This is a genomic window from Psychroserpens mesophilus (assembly GCF_000826645.1).
Taxonomy (GTDB): domain Bacteria; phylum Bacteroidota; class Bacteroidia; order Flavobacteriales; family Flavobacteriaceae; genus Psychroserpens; species Psychroserpens mesophilus.
In genome coordinates this window covers 115,001-131,077 of record NZ_JXJP01000003.1, presented here as the reverse complement: position 1 = coordinate 131,077, position 16,077 = coordinate 115,001, and the positions used below count along the sequence as shown (strand labels likewise).

General features: G+C 32.2%; 18 protein-coding genes. 13 read left to right on the top strand and 5 right to left on the bottom strand.

The features are described 5' to 3' along the window. Nucleotides 1-4: 4 nt before the first annotated feature. Nucleotides 5-1,027, bottom strand: a complete 1,023-nt coding sequence (gene tsaD, locus TD18_RS04420; protein ID WP_040249040.1) for a tRNA (adenosine(37)-N6)-threonylcarbamoyltransferase complex transferase subunit TsaD — start codon at nucleotides 1,025-1,027, stop codon at nucleotides 5-7. Between the two features lie 112 nt (nucleotides 1,028-1,139). Between tsaD and TD18_RS04415 the strand changes: the two genes are divergently transcribed. From TD18_RS04415 to TD18_RS04400, 4 genes are all read left to right on the top strand, one after another. Continuing rightward, complete coding sequence (locus TD18_RS04415) at nucleotides 1,140-5,543, top strand: translocation/assembly module TamB domain-containing protein (RefSeq protein WP_241480640.1); 4,404 nt, start codon at nucleotides 1,140-1,142, stop codon at nucleotides 5,541-5,543. Between the two features lie 137 nt (nucleotides 5,544-5,680). After that, entirely contained in the window at nucleotides 5,681-6,667 is a 987-nt protein-coding gene (pfkA, locus tag TD18_RS04410; RefSeq protein ID WP_040249037.1) for a 6-phosphofructokinase, read from the top strand. Nucleotides 6,668-6,711: 44 nt separating this feature from the next. Continuing rightward, on the top strand, nucleotides 6,712-7,704 hold the full coding sequence (gap, locus tag TD18_RS04405) for a type I glyceraldehyde-3-phosphate dehydrogenase (protein ID WP_040249034.1): 993 nt from the start codon (nucleotides 6,712-6,714) through the stop codon (nucleotides 7,702-7,704). A gap of 79 nt (nucleotides 7,705-7,783) precedes the next feature. Further along, a complete protein-coding gene (locus TD18_RS04400; RefSeq protein WP_040249031.1) occupies nucleotides 7,784-8,644 on the top strand; it encodes a BadF/BadG/BcrA/BcrD ATPase family protein in 861 nt (286 codons plus the stop codon). An 84-nt stretch (nucleotides 8,645-8,728) separates the two neighbouring features. On the opposite strand, the gene TD18_RS04395 is transcribed toward TD18_RS04400, so the two are convergent. Beyond that, entirely contained in the window at nucleotides 8,729-9,151 is a 423-nt protein-coding gene (locus TD18_RS04395) for a hypothetical protein (protein WP_040249028.1), read from the bottom strand. 126 nt (nucleotides 9,152-9,277) lie between these two features. Further along, nucleotides 9,278-9,502: a hypothetical protein gene (locus TD18_RS04390; protein ID WP_040249025.1), complete on the bottom strand. Its 225-nt coding sequence runs from the start codon at nucleotides 9,500-9,502 to the stop codon at nucleotides 9,278-9,280. 199 nt (nucleotides 9,503-9,701) lie between these two features. Here TD18_RS04390 and corA point away from each other — a divergent pair, with 199 nt between their 5' ends. The 8 genes from corA to TD18_RS04355 all read left to right on the top strand — a co-directional run bounded on the left by corA (nucleotide 9,702) and on the right by TD18_RS04355 (nucleotide 14,530). Further along, nucleotides 9,702-10,772: a magnesium/cobalt transporter CorA gene (corA, locus tag TD18_RS04385; RefSeq protein ID WP_040249022.1), complete on the top strand. Its 1,071-nt coding sequence runs from the start codon at nucleotides 9,702-9,704 to the stop codon at nucleotides 10,770-10,772. 119 nt (nucleotides 10,773-10,891) lie between these two features. Continuing rightward, nucleotides 10,892-11,395: a Dps family protein gene (locus TD18_RS04380; RefSeq protein ID WP_040249019.1), complete on the top strand. Its 504-nt coding sequence runs from the start codon at nucleotides 10,892-10,894 to the stop codon at nucleotides 11,393-11,395. Between the two features lie 141 nt (nucleotides 11,396-11,536). Then, a complete protein-coding gene (locus TD18_RS04375) occupies nucleotides 11,537-12,439 on the top strand; it encodes a mechanosensitive ion channel family protein (RefSeq protein WP_040249015.1) in 903 nt (300 codons plus the stop codon). Nucleotides 12,440-12,557: 118 nt separating this feature from the next. Further along, entirely contained in the window at nucleotides 12,558-12,719 is a 162-nt protein-coding gene (locus tag TD18_RS16950; protein WP_084205842.1) for a DUF1328 family protein, read from the top strand. A 45-nt stretch (nucleotides 12,720-12,764) separates the two neighbouring features. Beyond that, complete coding sequence (locus TD18_RS04370; protein WP_040249012.1) at nucleotides 12,765-12,947, top strand: hypothetical protein; 183 nt, start codon at nucleotides 12,765-12,767, stop codon at nucleotides 12,945-12,947. 14 nt (nucleotides 12,948-12,961) lie between these two features. Beyond that, the gene (locus TD18_RS04365; protein ID WP_040249009.1) at nucleotides 12,962-13,180 is read left to right on the top strand and encodes a YtxH domain-containing protein; all 219 of its coding nucleotides are present in this window, start codon (nucleotides 12,962-12,964) and stop codon (nucleotides 13,178-13,180) included. Between the two features lie 44 nt (nucleotides 13,181-13,224). After that, nucleotides 13,225-13,770 carry a hypothetical protein gene (locus tag TD18_RS04360; RefSeq protein ID WP_152611309.1) on the top strand — a complete coding sequence of 182 codons (546 nt, stop codon included), beginning with the start codon at nucleotides 13,225-13,227 and terminating at the stop codon, nucleotides 13,768-13,770. 79 nt (nucleotides 13,771-13,849) lie between these two features. Continuing rightward, entirely contained in the window at nucleotides 13,850-14,530 is a 681-nt protein-coding gene (locus TD18_RS04355; protein WP_040249003.1) for a DUF2461 domain-containing protein, read from the top strand. Here the strand turns inward: TD18_RS04355 and TD18_RS04350 are convergent. After that, nucleotides 14,523-14,972 (bottom strand): GreA/GreB family elongation factor, encoded by a 450-nt coding sequence (locus TD18_RS04350; protein ID WP_040249000.1) that lies wholly within the window; start codon nucleotides 14,970-14,972, stop codon nucleotides 14,523-14,525. The two genes, TD18_RS04355 and TD18_RS04350, sit on opposite strands and share 8 nt — an antisense overlap. After that, entirely contained in the window at nucleotides 14,969-15,382 is a 414-nt protein-coding gene (locus TD18_RS04345) for a hypothetical protein (RefSeq protein WP_040248997.1), read from the bottom strand. The genes TD18_RS04350 and TD18_RS04345 overlap by 4 nt, the downstream gene beginning before the upstream one ends. A gap of 299 nt (nucleotides 15,383-15,681) precedes the next feature. Here TD18_RS04345 and TD18_RS04340 point away from each other — a divergent pair, with 299 nt between their 5' ends. Continuing rightward, a complete protein-coding gene (locus tag TD18_RS04340; RefSeq protein ID WP_040248994.1) occupies nucleotides 15,682-16,074 on the top strand; it encodes an acyl-CoA thioesterase in 393 nt (130 codons plus the stop codon). Nucleotides 16,075-16,077: the final 3 nt, after the last annotated feature.

Genomic DNA, 16,077 nt, shown 5'->3' with positions numbered 1-16,077 from the left:
CTTATCAAATTTTCAGTCTGGCTGAAGCCATCACATTTTGTTCAGCATAATTACCTTCTAAAAATTTCAAATGACCAACAATAGCAATCATTGCGGCATTATCTGTAGTGTATTCAAACTTCGGAATGTAAGTCGTCCATCCAAATTTCTGTTCTCCTTTTTTAAGAGCTTCTCGAATACCAGAATTTGCCGAAACACCGCCACCAATAGCAATATGCTTGATTCCTGTTTGCTTAACTGCCAACTTAAGTTTGTCCATTAATATGCCAATAATCGTATATTGAATAGACGCACAAATATCATTCAAGTTGTTTTCGATAAAATTGGGATTGGATTTTACTTCTCTCTGAATAAAATATAGAATAGCTGTTTTCAATCCTGAAAAACTAAAATTCAATCCATCGACCTTGGGTTTCGTAAACTGAAATGCTTTTGGATTTCCAAGTGTTGCTCGCCGATCAATTTCGGGTCCAGCAGGATATCCTAAACCCAGAATCTTTCCACTTTTATCAAAAGCCTCACCAACGGCATCATCAATTGTTTCACCAATGACTTCCATATCAAAATAAGATGTCACTTTAACAATTTGCGTATGTCCACCTGAAATCGTCATCGCTAAAAACGGAAAAGGAGGTTTTTTAAAATCGGCTTCTTCAATAAAATGTGCTAAAATATGAGCTTGCATATGATTCACATCAATGAGCGGAATTTCTAATCCGTAAGCCAACGATTTTGCGAAAGATGTGCCTACTAGTAATGAACCCATCAATCCTGGACCACGAGTGAAAGCTATTGCACTCAATTGGGATTTATCAATATTTGCTTTCTTAAGTGCCTGATCTACAACAGGAACAATGTTTTGCTGATGTGCCCTCGAAGCCAATTCTGGAACCACTCCACCATATTCCTCATGTATTTTTTGACTGGCTACAATGTTGCTTAAAATTTTACCGTTTAACATTACTGCAGCTGCAGTATCATCGCAGGACGACTCAATAGCAAGAATATATATATTTTGTGAACTCATTAATATAAATTAGGCACAATAATTGTTAATTTTGAGGTCAAAGTTATAACTTTAAAGGCGTATCAAAAAATTCCTAAAAATACTATCCAAAATAATAGCAATTTTATTGCTTTTGTTCATCATTTTGGTGCTCATATTATCTATTCCACCTGTTCAAACTGCATTGGGAAAATATGTTACTAATAGATTGAATGAAGATTTTGGCACAAATATCAATATAGGTAAAGTTGGATTACAATTTAATGGCGACGTTGAACTCAAAGAAATTTACATTGAAGATTACAAAAAAGATACCCTTATAGCCATTCAAGAATTAAACACTTCAATTTTAAATTACGGAAATCTCGCTAATGGCAAACTTAATTTTGGGGATATTGACATTTATGATTTAATTCTTAATATCAAAACCTATGAAGGTGAACAAGATACTAACCTAGATGTTTTTGTTGCTCGATTTGATGAGGACAATCCTAGACCTGAAAAAAGTGGGTTCTTATTATCTTCCAGTGATGTGTCTATTTATAATGGTATTTTTCGGCTTATTGATGAAAATAGAGAAAATCACAAGGTTTTAGAGTTTAACGAACTGAATATAAACGCAACTAATTTTGTTATAGATGGTAGTGATGTCAAAACGCGAATCAATACTTTAGCTTTTAAAGATAGTAGAGGTGCACATATTCAAAATTTGATGACCGATTTTGAATATACACTAACCTATATGAATTTTGAAAATTTAAGTATTAAAACCGAAACATCAATTTTGCAAGGTGATTTACGCTTTGATTACAATCGCGAAGATTTTAAGAATTTTGAAGATAAAGTTCTGGTTACAGCTAATTTCATAGACTCAGAAGTATCGCTTAATGATTTAAATACCTTTTACAACGAATTTGGGGTAGATCAAAAAGCCACACTCAATGTTAATTTAAAAGGGACATTAAATGATTTGAATGCCAATAACCTACAATTGAATGCTAGTGGCAGAACAAAAATTTTTGGTGATCTGAATTTTAAAAATTTGTTTAGCAGCGCAGAAGGTGATTTTTCTATGAATGGTCGCTATGACAACCTTTCGTCAAACTACTATGATTTAAAAGCACTACTTCCAAATATATTAGGAGAATCAATTCCATCAGTATTTTCTAAACTCGGCGATTTCAGAATCACAGGCACCTCGTATATAACAGATAGCACTATAGATGCCGATATTAAAATCAATACCGATTTGGGTATTATTGTGTCTGATATGAAAATGACTCATATCGATGACATTGATAATGCCAATTATATAGGGAATGTTGTGTTTGACGAGTTTAATTTAGGTGAGTTACTTAATGATCCTAATGTAAAAACAACATCGTTTGACTTAGATGTAGATGGAAAAGGTTTTACTATCGATAACCTTAGTACTCAAGTTTCTGGTAAGGTATTTCAAATAGAGTATAACGATTATAACTATCAGGATATTGATGTTTCTGGTAAATTAGGAAATCAGGTATTTAATGGACTCCTAGAATCAAAAGATGAAAATTTCAAATTCAAGTTTGATGGTTTAGCCGATTTGTCTAAAGATGTAAAAAGCTTTGACTTTAATGCAGATGTGGACTACGCAAATCTTAAAGCTCTAAATTTTATTGATAAAGATAGTCTATCAGTGTTTAAAGGTAATGTAAGTATCTCAATGAAAGGCTCTGGAATTGATGATGCGTTTGGAACCTTAAATTTTAAAAATACGACCTACATTAATGAAAATGACAGTTATTTTTTTGAAGACTTTATCATTACATCAACATTCGAAAATGAACAGCGAACAGTAATTATCAATTCTCCAGATATCATTGAAGGCACAATGAAAGGGAATTTTAAATTTGAAGACCTTGCAAAACTAACAGAAAATTCGGTCGGAAGTATTTATACAAATTATTCGCCTCACCAAATTAAAACGGACCAATATGTCGAATTTAATTTTAAAATTTACAATAAAATTGTTGAAGCGTTTTATCACGATTTAGAATTGGGTCCCAATACAACTATTAAAGGTAGAATTGAAACCAATGAGAAAAAATTCAACCTCACATTCAAATCACCTCAAATTAAACTTAAAGAATATTTTGCGAAAGATCTATCGGTATTAGTTGATAATAATAATCCTGTTTTTAATACGTATATCGAAATAGACTCTTTAGGAACTAACTTCTATAATGTTTCTGAATTTAGTTTAATCAACGTCACACAAAGGGATACTTTATTTATAAAATCTGAATTTAAAGGTGGTAAGCAAAACAGAGATAATTTCGATTTAAACTTGTTTTACACCATAAATGAAGATCAAAATTCAGTAGTTGGTTTTAGAAAATCTGATATCACGTTTAAAGAAAATACCTGGACTATAAACGAAGAAAAAGATGCTGCCAATAAAATAATTTTCGATAGAAATTTAGTCGCTTTTGATATTGATAATATAATCATGACTCACTTTGGAGAACAAATTGAACTTTATGGTAATATTGATAATGACATTTCGAAAGATATCAATCTTAATTTTACCAATGTTGATTTGACCAAAATCACACCTCGTATCGATAGTTTAACCTTAGAAGGAAGAGTTAATGGCAAACTAAAAATTTTACAAGATAATGGCATTTACTTACCAAGTTCAAATGTTATTATCAGTGATTTAAAGGCAAACGATTATGAATTAGGAGAACTCAAGGCTAATGTGTCTGGAAATGAATCATTAACCAATTATGTTGTTGACCTGAGTCTTAAAAATGACAATCTAAAATCTTTAGCAGCTAAAGGAACTATAGATGTGAGCGATACTAATTCTAATATCAATTTAGACGTTACTTTTGATGAGTTTTTACTCAATCCGTTAAACCCTTTTGGAGAAGGTGTTATCACCAATATAAGAGGCTTGGTAACTGGTAGAGCTAAAGTCACAGGTAGCTTAAAAGATCCTCAGATTAATGGTGACCTTTTATTAGATAATGCTGGTCTTACGATTCCATATTTGAATGTAGATTACAGCTTCGATTTTGATTCTCGTGTAAAATTAGAATCACAAAAGTTCATTTTTCAGGATGTAGAAATTACAGATTCCGAATATTTCTCAAAAGCAACGTTAAACGGTTTTATTAGCCATAAGAATTTTTCAGATTGGAAATTAGGATTAAATGTCGATACGTCAAGACTTTTAGTTTTAAATACCGATTATGACGAAGAAGAATTGTATTACGGAACAGCTTTCGTCAATGGTCAAGCTGACATTGTTGGGCCAACCGATGCGCTTAAAATTGAATTCAATGGAAGTACTGCAGAAGGAACCATCTTTAAAATACCTTTAAGTGATTTAGAAACCTATGGCGACAACTCCTATATTCGGTTTTTAACTCCCGAAGAAAAGAATGCCAGAAAGAATGGAGAAATAATAAGAGAAAATGAATTTAAAGGCTTACAATTAGAATTCAACTTATTTGTTAATCCTTATGCAGATATAGAAATCGTTATCGATAAAAATTCTGGCAGTACCATTCAAGGAAAAGGGAATGGTAATTTATTGTTTGACATCAATACCAATGGTAAATTTCAAATGTTTGGTGATTTTCAAATTACTGAGGGCACGTATAATTTTGCCTATGGAGGCTTAGTTCAGAAAAAATTAACCGTTGTGCCTGGTGGCTCAATGCGCTGGGAAGGTGATCCTTTAAAAGCGCAAATTGGATTAACAGCCATCTACAAAGCTCAAGCAAATCCTTCTGTATTATTAGATAATCCTATTAATAGGAACATTGATGTTGAAGTAAAAATAAATCTGGCAGGACAACTAGAGCAGCCCGAGCCTGACTTCAGTTTTGATTTTCCTGGAGTAGATTCTAATATCAGATCTGAGTTAGAATACCGATTAGAAACCAAAGAGTCTCGAGAATTTCAAGCTTTAAATGTATTGTCTTTTGGCTCATTTGCGAGCGAGTTTAATTTAGGACAAAGTGCTTACGGTACAATATCAGATCGTGTTAATTCGCTATTTAATAGTATTTTAGGAAACGATGGTAGTGATAAAATTAATATTGGTGTGAATTATCAAGTTGGTCAACAAACAACCGAGTATGAAACTAATGATGAAATCGGACTCACCTTAAGTACGAAAATAAGTGATAGAGTTCTTATAAATGGAAAAGTTGGTGTTCCCATAGGAGGTGTAAGCGAAACGGTCATTGCTGGAGATGTACAAATTGATGTGCTTTTAAACGAAGAAGGAACGCTTACTGCCAAATTTTTTAATAGAGAAAATAATATTCGAAATTTTGGTGAAGAAATTGGTTACACACAAGGTGTAGGTTTATCCTATAATGTGGAATTTGATACATTTAAAGAATTAATTGAAATCATCTTCTCTGGAAAAAATAAAAAGGAAGAGAAGGACGAGAAGAAACCACCCAAAAAAGAAGACGATAATTTACTTCCAGAATTCATTACTGTGACATCAGAAACAGATAAAAAAAACAATTAAACATCGCCTTTTTATCACAATCATCAATTAGTTATTAACGAAAACGTTTGAATTTTTTTCGTGCCGTTAAATTATCATAAATACAACGGTTTATATAGATTTTGTTTACTAATTTTACTAAAACAAAAGTGGTTTTTATGTTACATACCATAAAGAAAATAGGAGTAATGACCTCTGGAGGAGATTCTCCAGGAATGAATGCAGGTATACGTTCTGTCGTTAGAGCCTGTGCGTTTCATAATATCGAATGTATCGGGATTTATAGAGGATATGAAGGTATGATTGAAGGGGATTTCAAATCTATGGATGCGCGAAGCGTAAAAGGAATCATTAACAAAGGAGGCACAATTTTAAAGTCGGCACGCTCTAAAGAATTTAGAACAGCAGAAGGACGTAAAAAAGCCTACGATGAGTTAACGAAAGCTGGTATCGACGCGTTTATTGTTATCGGTGGAGACGGAAGCTTTACGGGAGCCATGATTTTTAGTCAGGAATATGGCATGCCAGTTATGGGAATTCCTGGGACTATCGATAATGATATCTTCGGTACAACACATACCTTAGGTTACGACACTGCCTTAAATACTGTCGTTGATGTCATCGATAAAATTCGTGATACAGCAAGTTCTCATAACCGATTATTTTTTATTGAAGTGATGGGAAGAGATGCTGGTCATATTGCTTTAAATGTAGGTGTTGGAGCAGGAGCAGAAGAAATCTTAATTCCGGAAGAAGACCTTGGCCTTGACCGACTTTTAGAATCTTTACGACGCAGTAAGCAGTCTGGTAAATCGTCAAGTATTGTTGTCGTTGCTGAAGGTGATAAAATTGGGAAAAATGTCTTTGAACTAAAAGATTACGTAGAAGAACACATGACAGAGTATGAAGTAAGAGTTTCGGTTCTCGGGCACATGCAACGCGGTGGATCACCTTCTTGTTTTGATCGTGTACTGGCAAGCAGAATGGGCGTAAAAGCTGTAGAAAGTTTAATTACAGGAAAAACAAATTGTATGGTTGGTTTAAAAAATGATGTGATGACTTTAACACCTTTAGATCAAGCTGTAAAAGGAAAGTCAAAAATAAATTTAGAATTATTACGAGTATCAGATATCATGTCGATATAAGTGATAGAACCTTATTAAATATTAACACTAGAAAATTATAAAAGATGAAATTAGGAATAAACGGATTTGGTAGAATTGGTAGAATCGTATTTAGAGCAACTGTAAAGCGTAATGATGTAGATGTTGTCGCTATTAACGATTTATTAGATGTAGAACATTTAGCATACTTGTTAAAGTATGATTCTGTTCATGGAAGATTCGATGGAGACGTTGAAGTTAAAGATGGCAACTTGGTTGTTAATGGAAAGACTATTAGAGTTACAGCTGAAAGAGATCCAAAAAATTTAAAATGGGATGAAGTTGGAACAGATGTTGTTGCAGAATGTACCGGGATTTTTACAACATTAGAAACTGCTCAATATCATATTGATGGTGGTGCAAAAAAAGTAGTAATTTCTGCTCCAAGTAAAGACGCTCCAATGTTTGTTATGGGTGTTAATGATCATGAACTAAAAGGTAGTCAGAACATTGTTTCTAACGCCTCTTGTACAACTAACTGTTTAGCGCCTTTGGCTAAAGTTATTGATGATAACTTTGGATTAGTAGAAGGCTTAATGACTACAGTTCACGCTACTACTGCTACTCAATTAACAGTAGATGGACCATCTCGTAAAGATTTTAGAGGTGGACGAAGTGCTTTATTAAACATTATACCTGCGTCAACAGGTGCGGCTAAAGCTGTAGGTAAAGTAATTCCTAAGCTAAATGGTAAATTAACAGGTATGGCATTTAGAGTGCCAACAGCTAACGTATCTGTAGTTGATTTAACATTTAAAACTGAAAAAGAAACTTCATTAGCAGAAATTAAAGCGGCTTTCAAAAGTACTTCAGAAGGAGCTATGAAAGGTGTTTTAGGTTATACTGAAGAATTGGTAGTATCTCAAGATTTTGTTAGTGATGCACGTACAAGTATTTTCGATGCTGATGCAGCGATTGAGTTAAATTCGAAATTCTTTAAAGTTGTATCTTGGTATGACAATGAATTTGGTTATTCTAATAAATTAGTTGACTTAGCTCAAAAAGTTAACAGTCTATAAAAATGTATTTCTATAAAATCCGTAGGTATTGAAACGACTGGTTTCTTTAACTACGGATTAAATTTTCTAACTTTTTAGCATGATTTTAATAACAGATAGTGGCTCAACAAAGTGCGATTGGATTGTCATTGATGATAACGGCAATCAACTGCATGAAAAAATTCGAACTAAAGGTCTTAATCCTGCCATTCTAAAAGAAAAAAAACTAAATAAAATCATTAGAAATAGTGATGATTTAATGCAGTTTAAAGACAAGGTTACACATGTATTTTTTTATGGAGCTGGTTGTGGAACAAGTAAGCCAAGATTAATGCTTGCAGAAATTCTTGAATCTATTTTCACTAATGCTACTATTGAAGTCCAAGAAGATACAATGGCAGCTGTTCGAGCAACCATAAATCATAGCAATGAAGCTGCTGTTGTTTGTATCATGGGAACAGGCTCAAACTGTAGCTATTACGATGGTAAAAAACTACATCAGCGCGTCGTATCACTAGGATATATTTTAATGGATGATGCTTCAGGAAATTACTACGGAAAGGAATTAATCAAAGATTACTACTTTAATAAAATGCCAGAAGATATTAAAGTGGCATTTGAGCATAAATATAATTTAGATGCAGATTATATCAAATACAATCTTTATAAACAACCCAACCCAAATGCCTATTTAGCTAGTTTTGCTGAATTCATGTTCTTAAATAAAGACTCTGAATACATCATAGAATTAATAAAAAAAGGTATTCGTGTGTTTGTTAAAAATATGATTTTTCAATTTAAAGAAGAATTGAAAACAGTTCCTGTGCATTTCGCTGGTTCTATTGCATTCTTTTCTGAAAATGAAATTCGACAGGTTGCCAATGAATTAGGCTTTACCGTTGGAAATTTTGAAAGACGTCCGATTGAAGGTTTGGTGGCTTATCATACCAATCAATTATAAGTAACAGTTTAAAAACATTATAACACAAAAAAAGGCATTCAATTACCGAATGCCTTTTTTTTATACTTTAACATCAAATATATATTATTTAAGCCATCCTTTTGTGCTAGCCATTTTTGAAAACCACACTAAGAATGCGCAAATTATAATAATCATGATAGGCATCACTACACTAATGCCTTCAACCGTTACCATGAGGTACACTTGCTGAATCGTAGCTGATATAAATGAAACTACAAACAGCATATACGCCCATTTCTTTCTTAGAAGTAAGGCAAGGCAGCCCAAGGCTCCGCAAAAAACTGCTAAAGCAAATGCTGCAGTATACCAAGCAGGATGTTCAATTAAAAACTCTGCTTGTTGTTCTTCAGGTAATGATGCAATTGCTTCATCTGTTATAAAGGCCTGAACAAGATAAGCCATAACACCCATAGCATTCCAGATAAGGGCTACAACTGCAATAATCCAAAACCCAACAGGTGGTTTCGTAGTAGAAATAGTCGTCATAATATTTATGATTTTAGTTAGTTATTGACAACAATTTAAGAAAATTAATAATAATACATAAAAAAACCTCTCTAAGATTTACAGAAGTTGTAAATCTAAGAAAGGTATATTCTAAAAAATTTATTGCTAATCTTCTACAACGTGTAAAACAGGTGTTTTATTAACCCACTTTCCGTTTTTCGATTCACCAAGAATAAGAACATCCTTAGTTTGTTCATATTCTTTGATTGTTCTTAACATTTGTTCTTTGGTATCTCGATGTAACTTGATCCCTGTATTTTTTCCTTTGTTTCTTATTTCGATATAAAATCCGTCTCTGAATTTTATAGGTTTAGTTGGAGGTCTTCCCATGAATTATATTTTATGAAGGATTAATTTGCATATTAGTAAAAATATAATCAATATGCAAGCCTTACTTTAATTTATCAAAGGTAAATGTATAATATACGACTACAATGTATTTATAATAGCTAATACTTATAAATAAATAGACTAATGCTATCCGAAAAAGTTTTTATACTTTTAACACACGTCAATAATCTCATATTTAATGAAAGTCAAAAAGAAAAAAAGAGCTTATAAAGCATCCAATTTACCTCCAGGCACAATGGCCTACAAAGGAAAAAAGACCTCTTTAAAAACTGTCATTGATATCATTAATTATTCTAATCAAACGTTTACAAAACTTGATTGCAATGATGTTGAAGATGGCTTTCACTTTGAAGGAAATGAACAGGTAACATGGATTAATATAAACGGACTCAATAATATAGAAGATATTGAAAAACTTGGAACCCATTACAAACTACATCCTTTAACCTTAGAAGATATTGTAAACACAAGCCAAAGACCTAAACTTGAAGAATTTGAGAACTATTTTTTTGTAGTGTTTAAAATGCTCTATTTTAAGGATGATGATGATTTGCAATATGAGCACTTAAGTATGGTCGTTGGTTCAGATTATGTGTTAACCTTTCAAGAATCTGATGGTGATGTTTTTGATGATTTGAGAGAACGAATCAAAGCTGCTAAAGGCCGAATTCGATCACAAGGTGCAGATTACTTAATGTATGCTATATTGGATGCTATTGTCGATAATTATTTTACTGTTATTGAAGTCATAGGTGATAAAATAGAAGATTTAGAAGCCAGTATTTTTGAATCTCAAACCGATAATTCAACCACACCTGGACAAATTCAGCAATTAAAACAGGAAGTATTAAAAATAAGACGTTCCATATTTCCTTTGAGGGAAGTCATCAACAGACTTGAGAAATCTGATAATTCAATTATTAACGAAAAATCGGTAAGCTACATAAGAGATTTGTATGATCACATCATCCAAGTGAATGAAGCTATCGATTTATATCGCGAGATGGTTTGGAGTTTGATGGATATGTACATGACTATCATTAGTAATAAAATGAATGAAGTCATGAAAGTCTTAACCATTATTGCTACTATTTTTATTCCGTTAACGTTTATTGCTGGTATTTATGGTATGAATTTCACATACATTCCTGAATTACAATACAAAAATGGCTACTTCGTTTTACTGGGTGCAATGTTGGTTCTCTTCATTATTATGTTAATATATTTTAGAAGAAAGAAATGGCTTTAACATAATTTAAGTTAATTGATTCTTAATACAGTTAAAGGTCGTTAAACCGCTTGACAAAGTTCAAATAACCTATAGTTTATATAGTGTAATTAATTATTAACACTAAAAAACATAGAACCATGAGTTATTTGAACATGAAAGACGAAAATTTAATACCTGTTGTTGTAGAATTAAATACATTATCTGCAAATTACCACGTATACTATCAAAAATTAAGAAGTTTCCATTGGAACATTCTAGGAGAAAACTTTTTCGATTTACACAATAAATTTGAAGAATTATACACTGACGCACGCACTAAGATTGATGAAATCGCTGAACGTGTGTTGACACTCAGACATCATCCAATGAGTAAATTGAGTGATTATTTAGAAATTTCAGATGTTAAAGAGGTATCACCATTAAAATCTGATAGAGACATGGTTTTAGAAATTTTAAACGACCATAAAATCTTGCTGCACCAAATGAGTGTCGTTATTGAAAAAGCTGAAAGTGCTTCAGATGAAGGTACTATTGATTTAATTGGAGCTTACATCAGAGAGATGGAGAAATCAAGCTGGATGTTAAATGCATGGACTAAAAACACTTCCGATAAATTGAAAGTGGATACCATCACCTCATAACACTGAAACATCACGAATTGCTTATTAGAGCAAAGAATAAAATCAAATAAGCAAACCCTACCAAACCAACATAACTATATTGCGTATGTTGGTTTGATGCTTTAAACCTCCAACATTATTAAATAATAAAAAGAAACGAAAATGGAAGAACAATTGAGCACAGCATTCGGTAATTTAAAAGATAAACTTTTAGGTTGGTTTAATGCTATTATAGAGAATTTACCAAATTTAGTTTTGGCAATCGTAGTATTTGTCACTGCGTTTTTTGTAGCAAGATATGTAAGTAAGCTAGTAGAAAAACTAGTGGGCAAACGCGTTGAACAAAAATCTATAAGTTTAGTAGTTTCTAGAATCGCTTCAGTTATAACAGTATTAGTGGGATTATTTTTGGCATTAGGGATACTTAATCTAAGTCAGGCATTAACATCGCTTCTCGCTGGTGCAGGTGTTATTGGTTTAGTCGTAGGTCTTGCTTTACAAGGCACACTATCAAACACGGTTTCTGGTATTGTGTTATCCTTCAGAAACAGAATTAGAATAGGCAACTGGGTTGAAACCAATGGGTATTCTGGTGAAGTTATAGATATCAATTTGAACACGTTTATTCTAAAAGAGGCTGATAATAATATTGTTGTTGTTCCGAATAAAATGATATTAGAAAACCCTATCAAGAATTATTCTTTAACAACAAAAATGAGAGTGTTTTTAGAATGTGGTGTGGGTTATGAATCCGATTTAGAATTGGTTGAAAAATTAACCAAGTCAACTATTGCAAATACTTTCGATCAAGTTGAAAGTCCTGAGGATGTAGAGTTCTATTACACAGAATTTGGAGATAGTTCCATCAATTATTTATGTCGTTTCTGGATTGATGCTGAAAGCATGCTTGAAAAATTGAGAGCTAAAACCAAAGCCATCATTGAAATTAAAAAGGCCTATGATAATGAAGGTATTAATATTCCATTCCCTATCAGAACCTTACAATTTGACAACAATTTAAATGTCAAAGCTGATACTCTAGAAGAATCATTTTCTAATAACTAAAAATTCGTCATGCAAACGTATGTTAACTCACATATCATAGAGTAAGCTGCTAAGCTTGATTTCAAAGAGTACTGATCGACAGTGACTCATATATACTAATTATTAAAACCATAAAATTATGTTACGTTGGACAATCACATTTATAGTAATAGCAATAATTGCTGCAATTTTAGGATTCGGTGGAATCGCTGGAGCAGCTGCAGGCATTGCTAAAATCATCTTTTTCATATTTATAGTACTATTTGCACTATCATTATTAAAAGGACTAGTAAAAAAATAAACGCACGTTTTAAAACAAATTATATTAATCTAAAATCAATTCAAAATGAAAAAATTAACCTTTGTATTTATCGCATTATTTAGCTTAAGTTTATTAACCACAAGCTGTAGAGAAGAGAAATCTGCTGGAGAAAAAGTAGAAGAAGCTGTAGAAGATACAGGAGATGCTATTGAAGATGCTGCAGACGACGTTGAAGATGAAGTTGAAGACCTTGCAGATGATAACTAATTAATCTATTTATTATGAAAAAAATAATCACAACATTCACAATCATATGTGCTTTAGGACTCATAATGATTGGCTGTAGAGAAGAGAAAACACCTGAAGAGAAAATAGAAGCTGCGATGGAAGAGGTCAATGAAGATCTTGAAAATACCGCAGATGACGTTAAAGATGCTGCTGAAGATTTACAAGATGAAATCGAAGAAGTCGCTGAAGAAGCAGGTGATGACAATAATTAATTAGAAAGACTGATTAATAACGAATAACCATTAAACACAAAAAAATGAAATATTTAATTTATGCATTTTCTTTACTAATGGTAACTGGAGCTTATGCTCAAAATAAACCAGTTGATAAGGTAGAGGAGACGAAAACAAAAACTATAAAAGTTAATAAGGACGGTAAAATTGTTGAAAACAAAGTTAAAGTTACGACTTCCAAAACTCAAGAAGTTATGACAACTCCTAAAGACAGTAGTACCATAAATAACCAAAGAGTGTTTCCAAAAGTCAAAGTCACTAAAACAATTAGTGTAGATAACGACAACGATCCGTTTTACGACACGACAGATAAAGTCATTTATTATACAGATGAAAATGGAAAGTATCTGTTTACATCCAATAAAAAAGGATTTACAATGAGTGATGCCGAGAGTAACGATATTGGATTCGCAGCTCGCTCAACAAACAACGAATACTATATTCTTACTATGGATAATTATTCGGGAGTTGGATATTTTAATGAAGCTGGTAATTTTGTCGTAGAATATTATAATGCTGATTTAGAAATGTTAGTAACTAAAGAGTTTAAAAGTGACACTAAGTTCTAATACATCTCGGTAGTAATTACTGGAAGTCTCGATATCTTGTCGGGACTTTTTTTGTACTTTTAAACTTCAAATGTAAACCATGGCGACACCTAAATTCTCAAAAGATATTCTTGACTTTTTTAATAAACTAGAACACCATAATGACAGAGACTGGTTTAACGACCATAAAAAAGAATTTAAAACTCTTGAGGCTAAAGCTAAAGAGGCCTACAAATTCATTTACGAATCTTTAAATACACATGATCTCGTTGATGAATTTAAACTGTTTAGAATTTATAGAGATGTTCGTTTTTCTAAAAATAAATTACCATATAAAACGTACTTTGGTGGTTCATTCAAAAGAAAAAAACCTGAATTAAGAGGTGGTTATTATGTACACATTCAACCCAATAACAAATCATTTATCGCCACAGGATTTTGGGAACCTAACAAAGAGGATTTATTGAGAATCAGACGTGAATTTGAGCAAGATGATCAGGAAATTAGAGCCATCATTAATGACAATACGTTTAAATCTGTTTGGGGCAAATTTGTTGGAGATGAATTAAAAACAGCACCAAGAGATTTCGACAAGGATCATCCTGCCATTGATTTAATCCGAAAGAAACAATACATTTTTACCAAGAATTATACAGATAAAGAAGTTATAAGTGATGACTTTTTAAATGATGTCAATACATCATTCAAAACCATTCGACCATTTTTCGATTATATGAGCGATGTATTAACTACCAATCTTAATGGAGAAACAATTATTTGATGTCTAGAATTTTATAACGGTTCTCATTAAAAGCAATTTCGTCTCCCACCACTTTGTTTAGTAGCAATTGTCCAATTGGTGAAGATTTTGAAATAATAAAATAAGGTTCATCGTCAACATCCACTTTGCCAATACTTACAGCGATATAAAAGTTAGCCGAACTAGTCTTTACCAAACTTCCTAACACCACATTTTGATGTGTTGTTTTCGGATTAATCAATTTAATAATGTCTAGCATTTTATGAGCATCACTCAAATATTGTGCATTTTTTTCTAAATCGTTCATGAGTTTTCCATTTCCAGAATCATCATCTTCATCTGTACTTTTATCATTACTGTCAATCGATTCTTTAATGGTTTCAATTTCGTCTTTATAACTTGAAATACGCTTATTCACATGAGTCAAACAGATGTCGAACAATTTAGATTTTAAAGTACTCATATAGCTTGCGCAAGAGGTTGTGTGAATAATTGAATGTTGCTTACCAAGCGTTCTTTTACAATAGACATCATGCGTTTATTTAAAGCTGAAGAATTTTGGATATACAAATCATACTCTTCCACAGTAAATTGTCCGATAATCATGCCTTTGACTGAATTTCTAAACTTCATATCTTTCTGAATAGCATTTTCAATATAGTCCAACTGCTTAACTAAAGACAAATCATAAAAGACATTTTTTCGTTTAGCGATATAATTTCTAAATACGACAATTAACAGGTGATTTTGCATTTTGATAATAGGTCGTAACGTAGCATTCTGAAAGCACTCATCAGCAGACATTGTATCATTTACTTGCGCTGAAGCAATTACAGGTCTGATAGATTTTAAATTGGTAGATCGATCATTCATGGCTTTAATTTTAAATAAAAATAGAGATTATGAGAGGCTAATTTGCCGACTTGACTATATCTTGTTAACTGCGTTATTAACAAATCTGTTTTTTATATTAAACTATAGCGTATAGTAATATCAATAGCTTTAGTTTAAAGCTACAAACAATTATCTTTGGTACACGTATTATCATAACATCTGGAAGCTTGAATAATCTTTAAGATTTTGATGTAAGTTTTTCGCAAGTATTAATTGATACATTATGTTAAACTACATAGAACAACTTTAAAAATTAACGACTTAATAACAAAACATATATGAGATTTCATACAAGAAAATGGGTAAAACCCGAAGATTTAAATCCGAATCAAACTTTATTTGGCGGACAATTACTAGCATGGATTGATGAAGAAGTTGCGCTTTATACCGTTATTCAATTAGAAAACTCTAAAGTGGTCACAAAGTATATGTCTGAAATAAACTTTATGGCATCAGCAAAACAAGGCGATATAGTCGAGATTGGTATTGAAGTTCTAAAGTTTGGAAAATCATCATTAACCTTAAAATGTGAAGTCCGTAATAAAATGACAAGAGAGACCATTTTAACAGTTGACAGTATCATCATGGTTAACCTTGGAGACGACGGAAAGCCAAAACCTCATGGCAAAACAGAGATTGAGTTTGTTAAAGACCGATTAGAAGACAAGTAATTA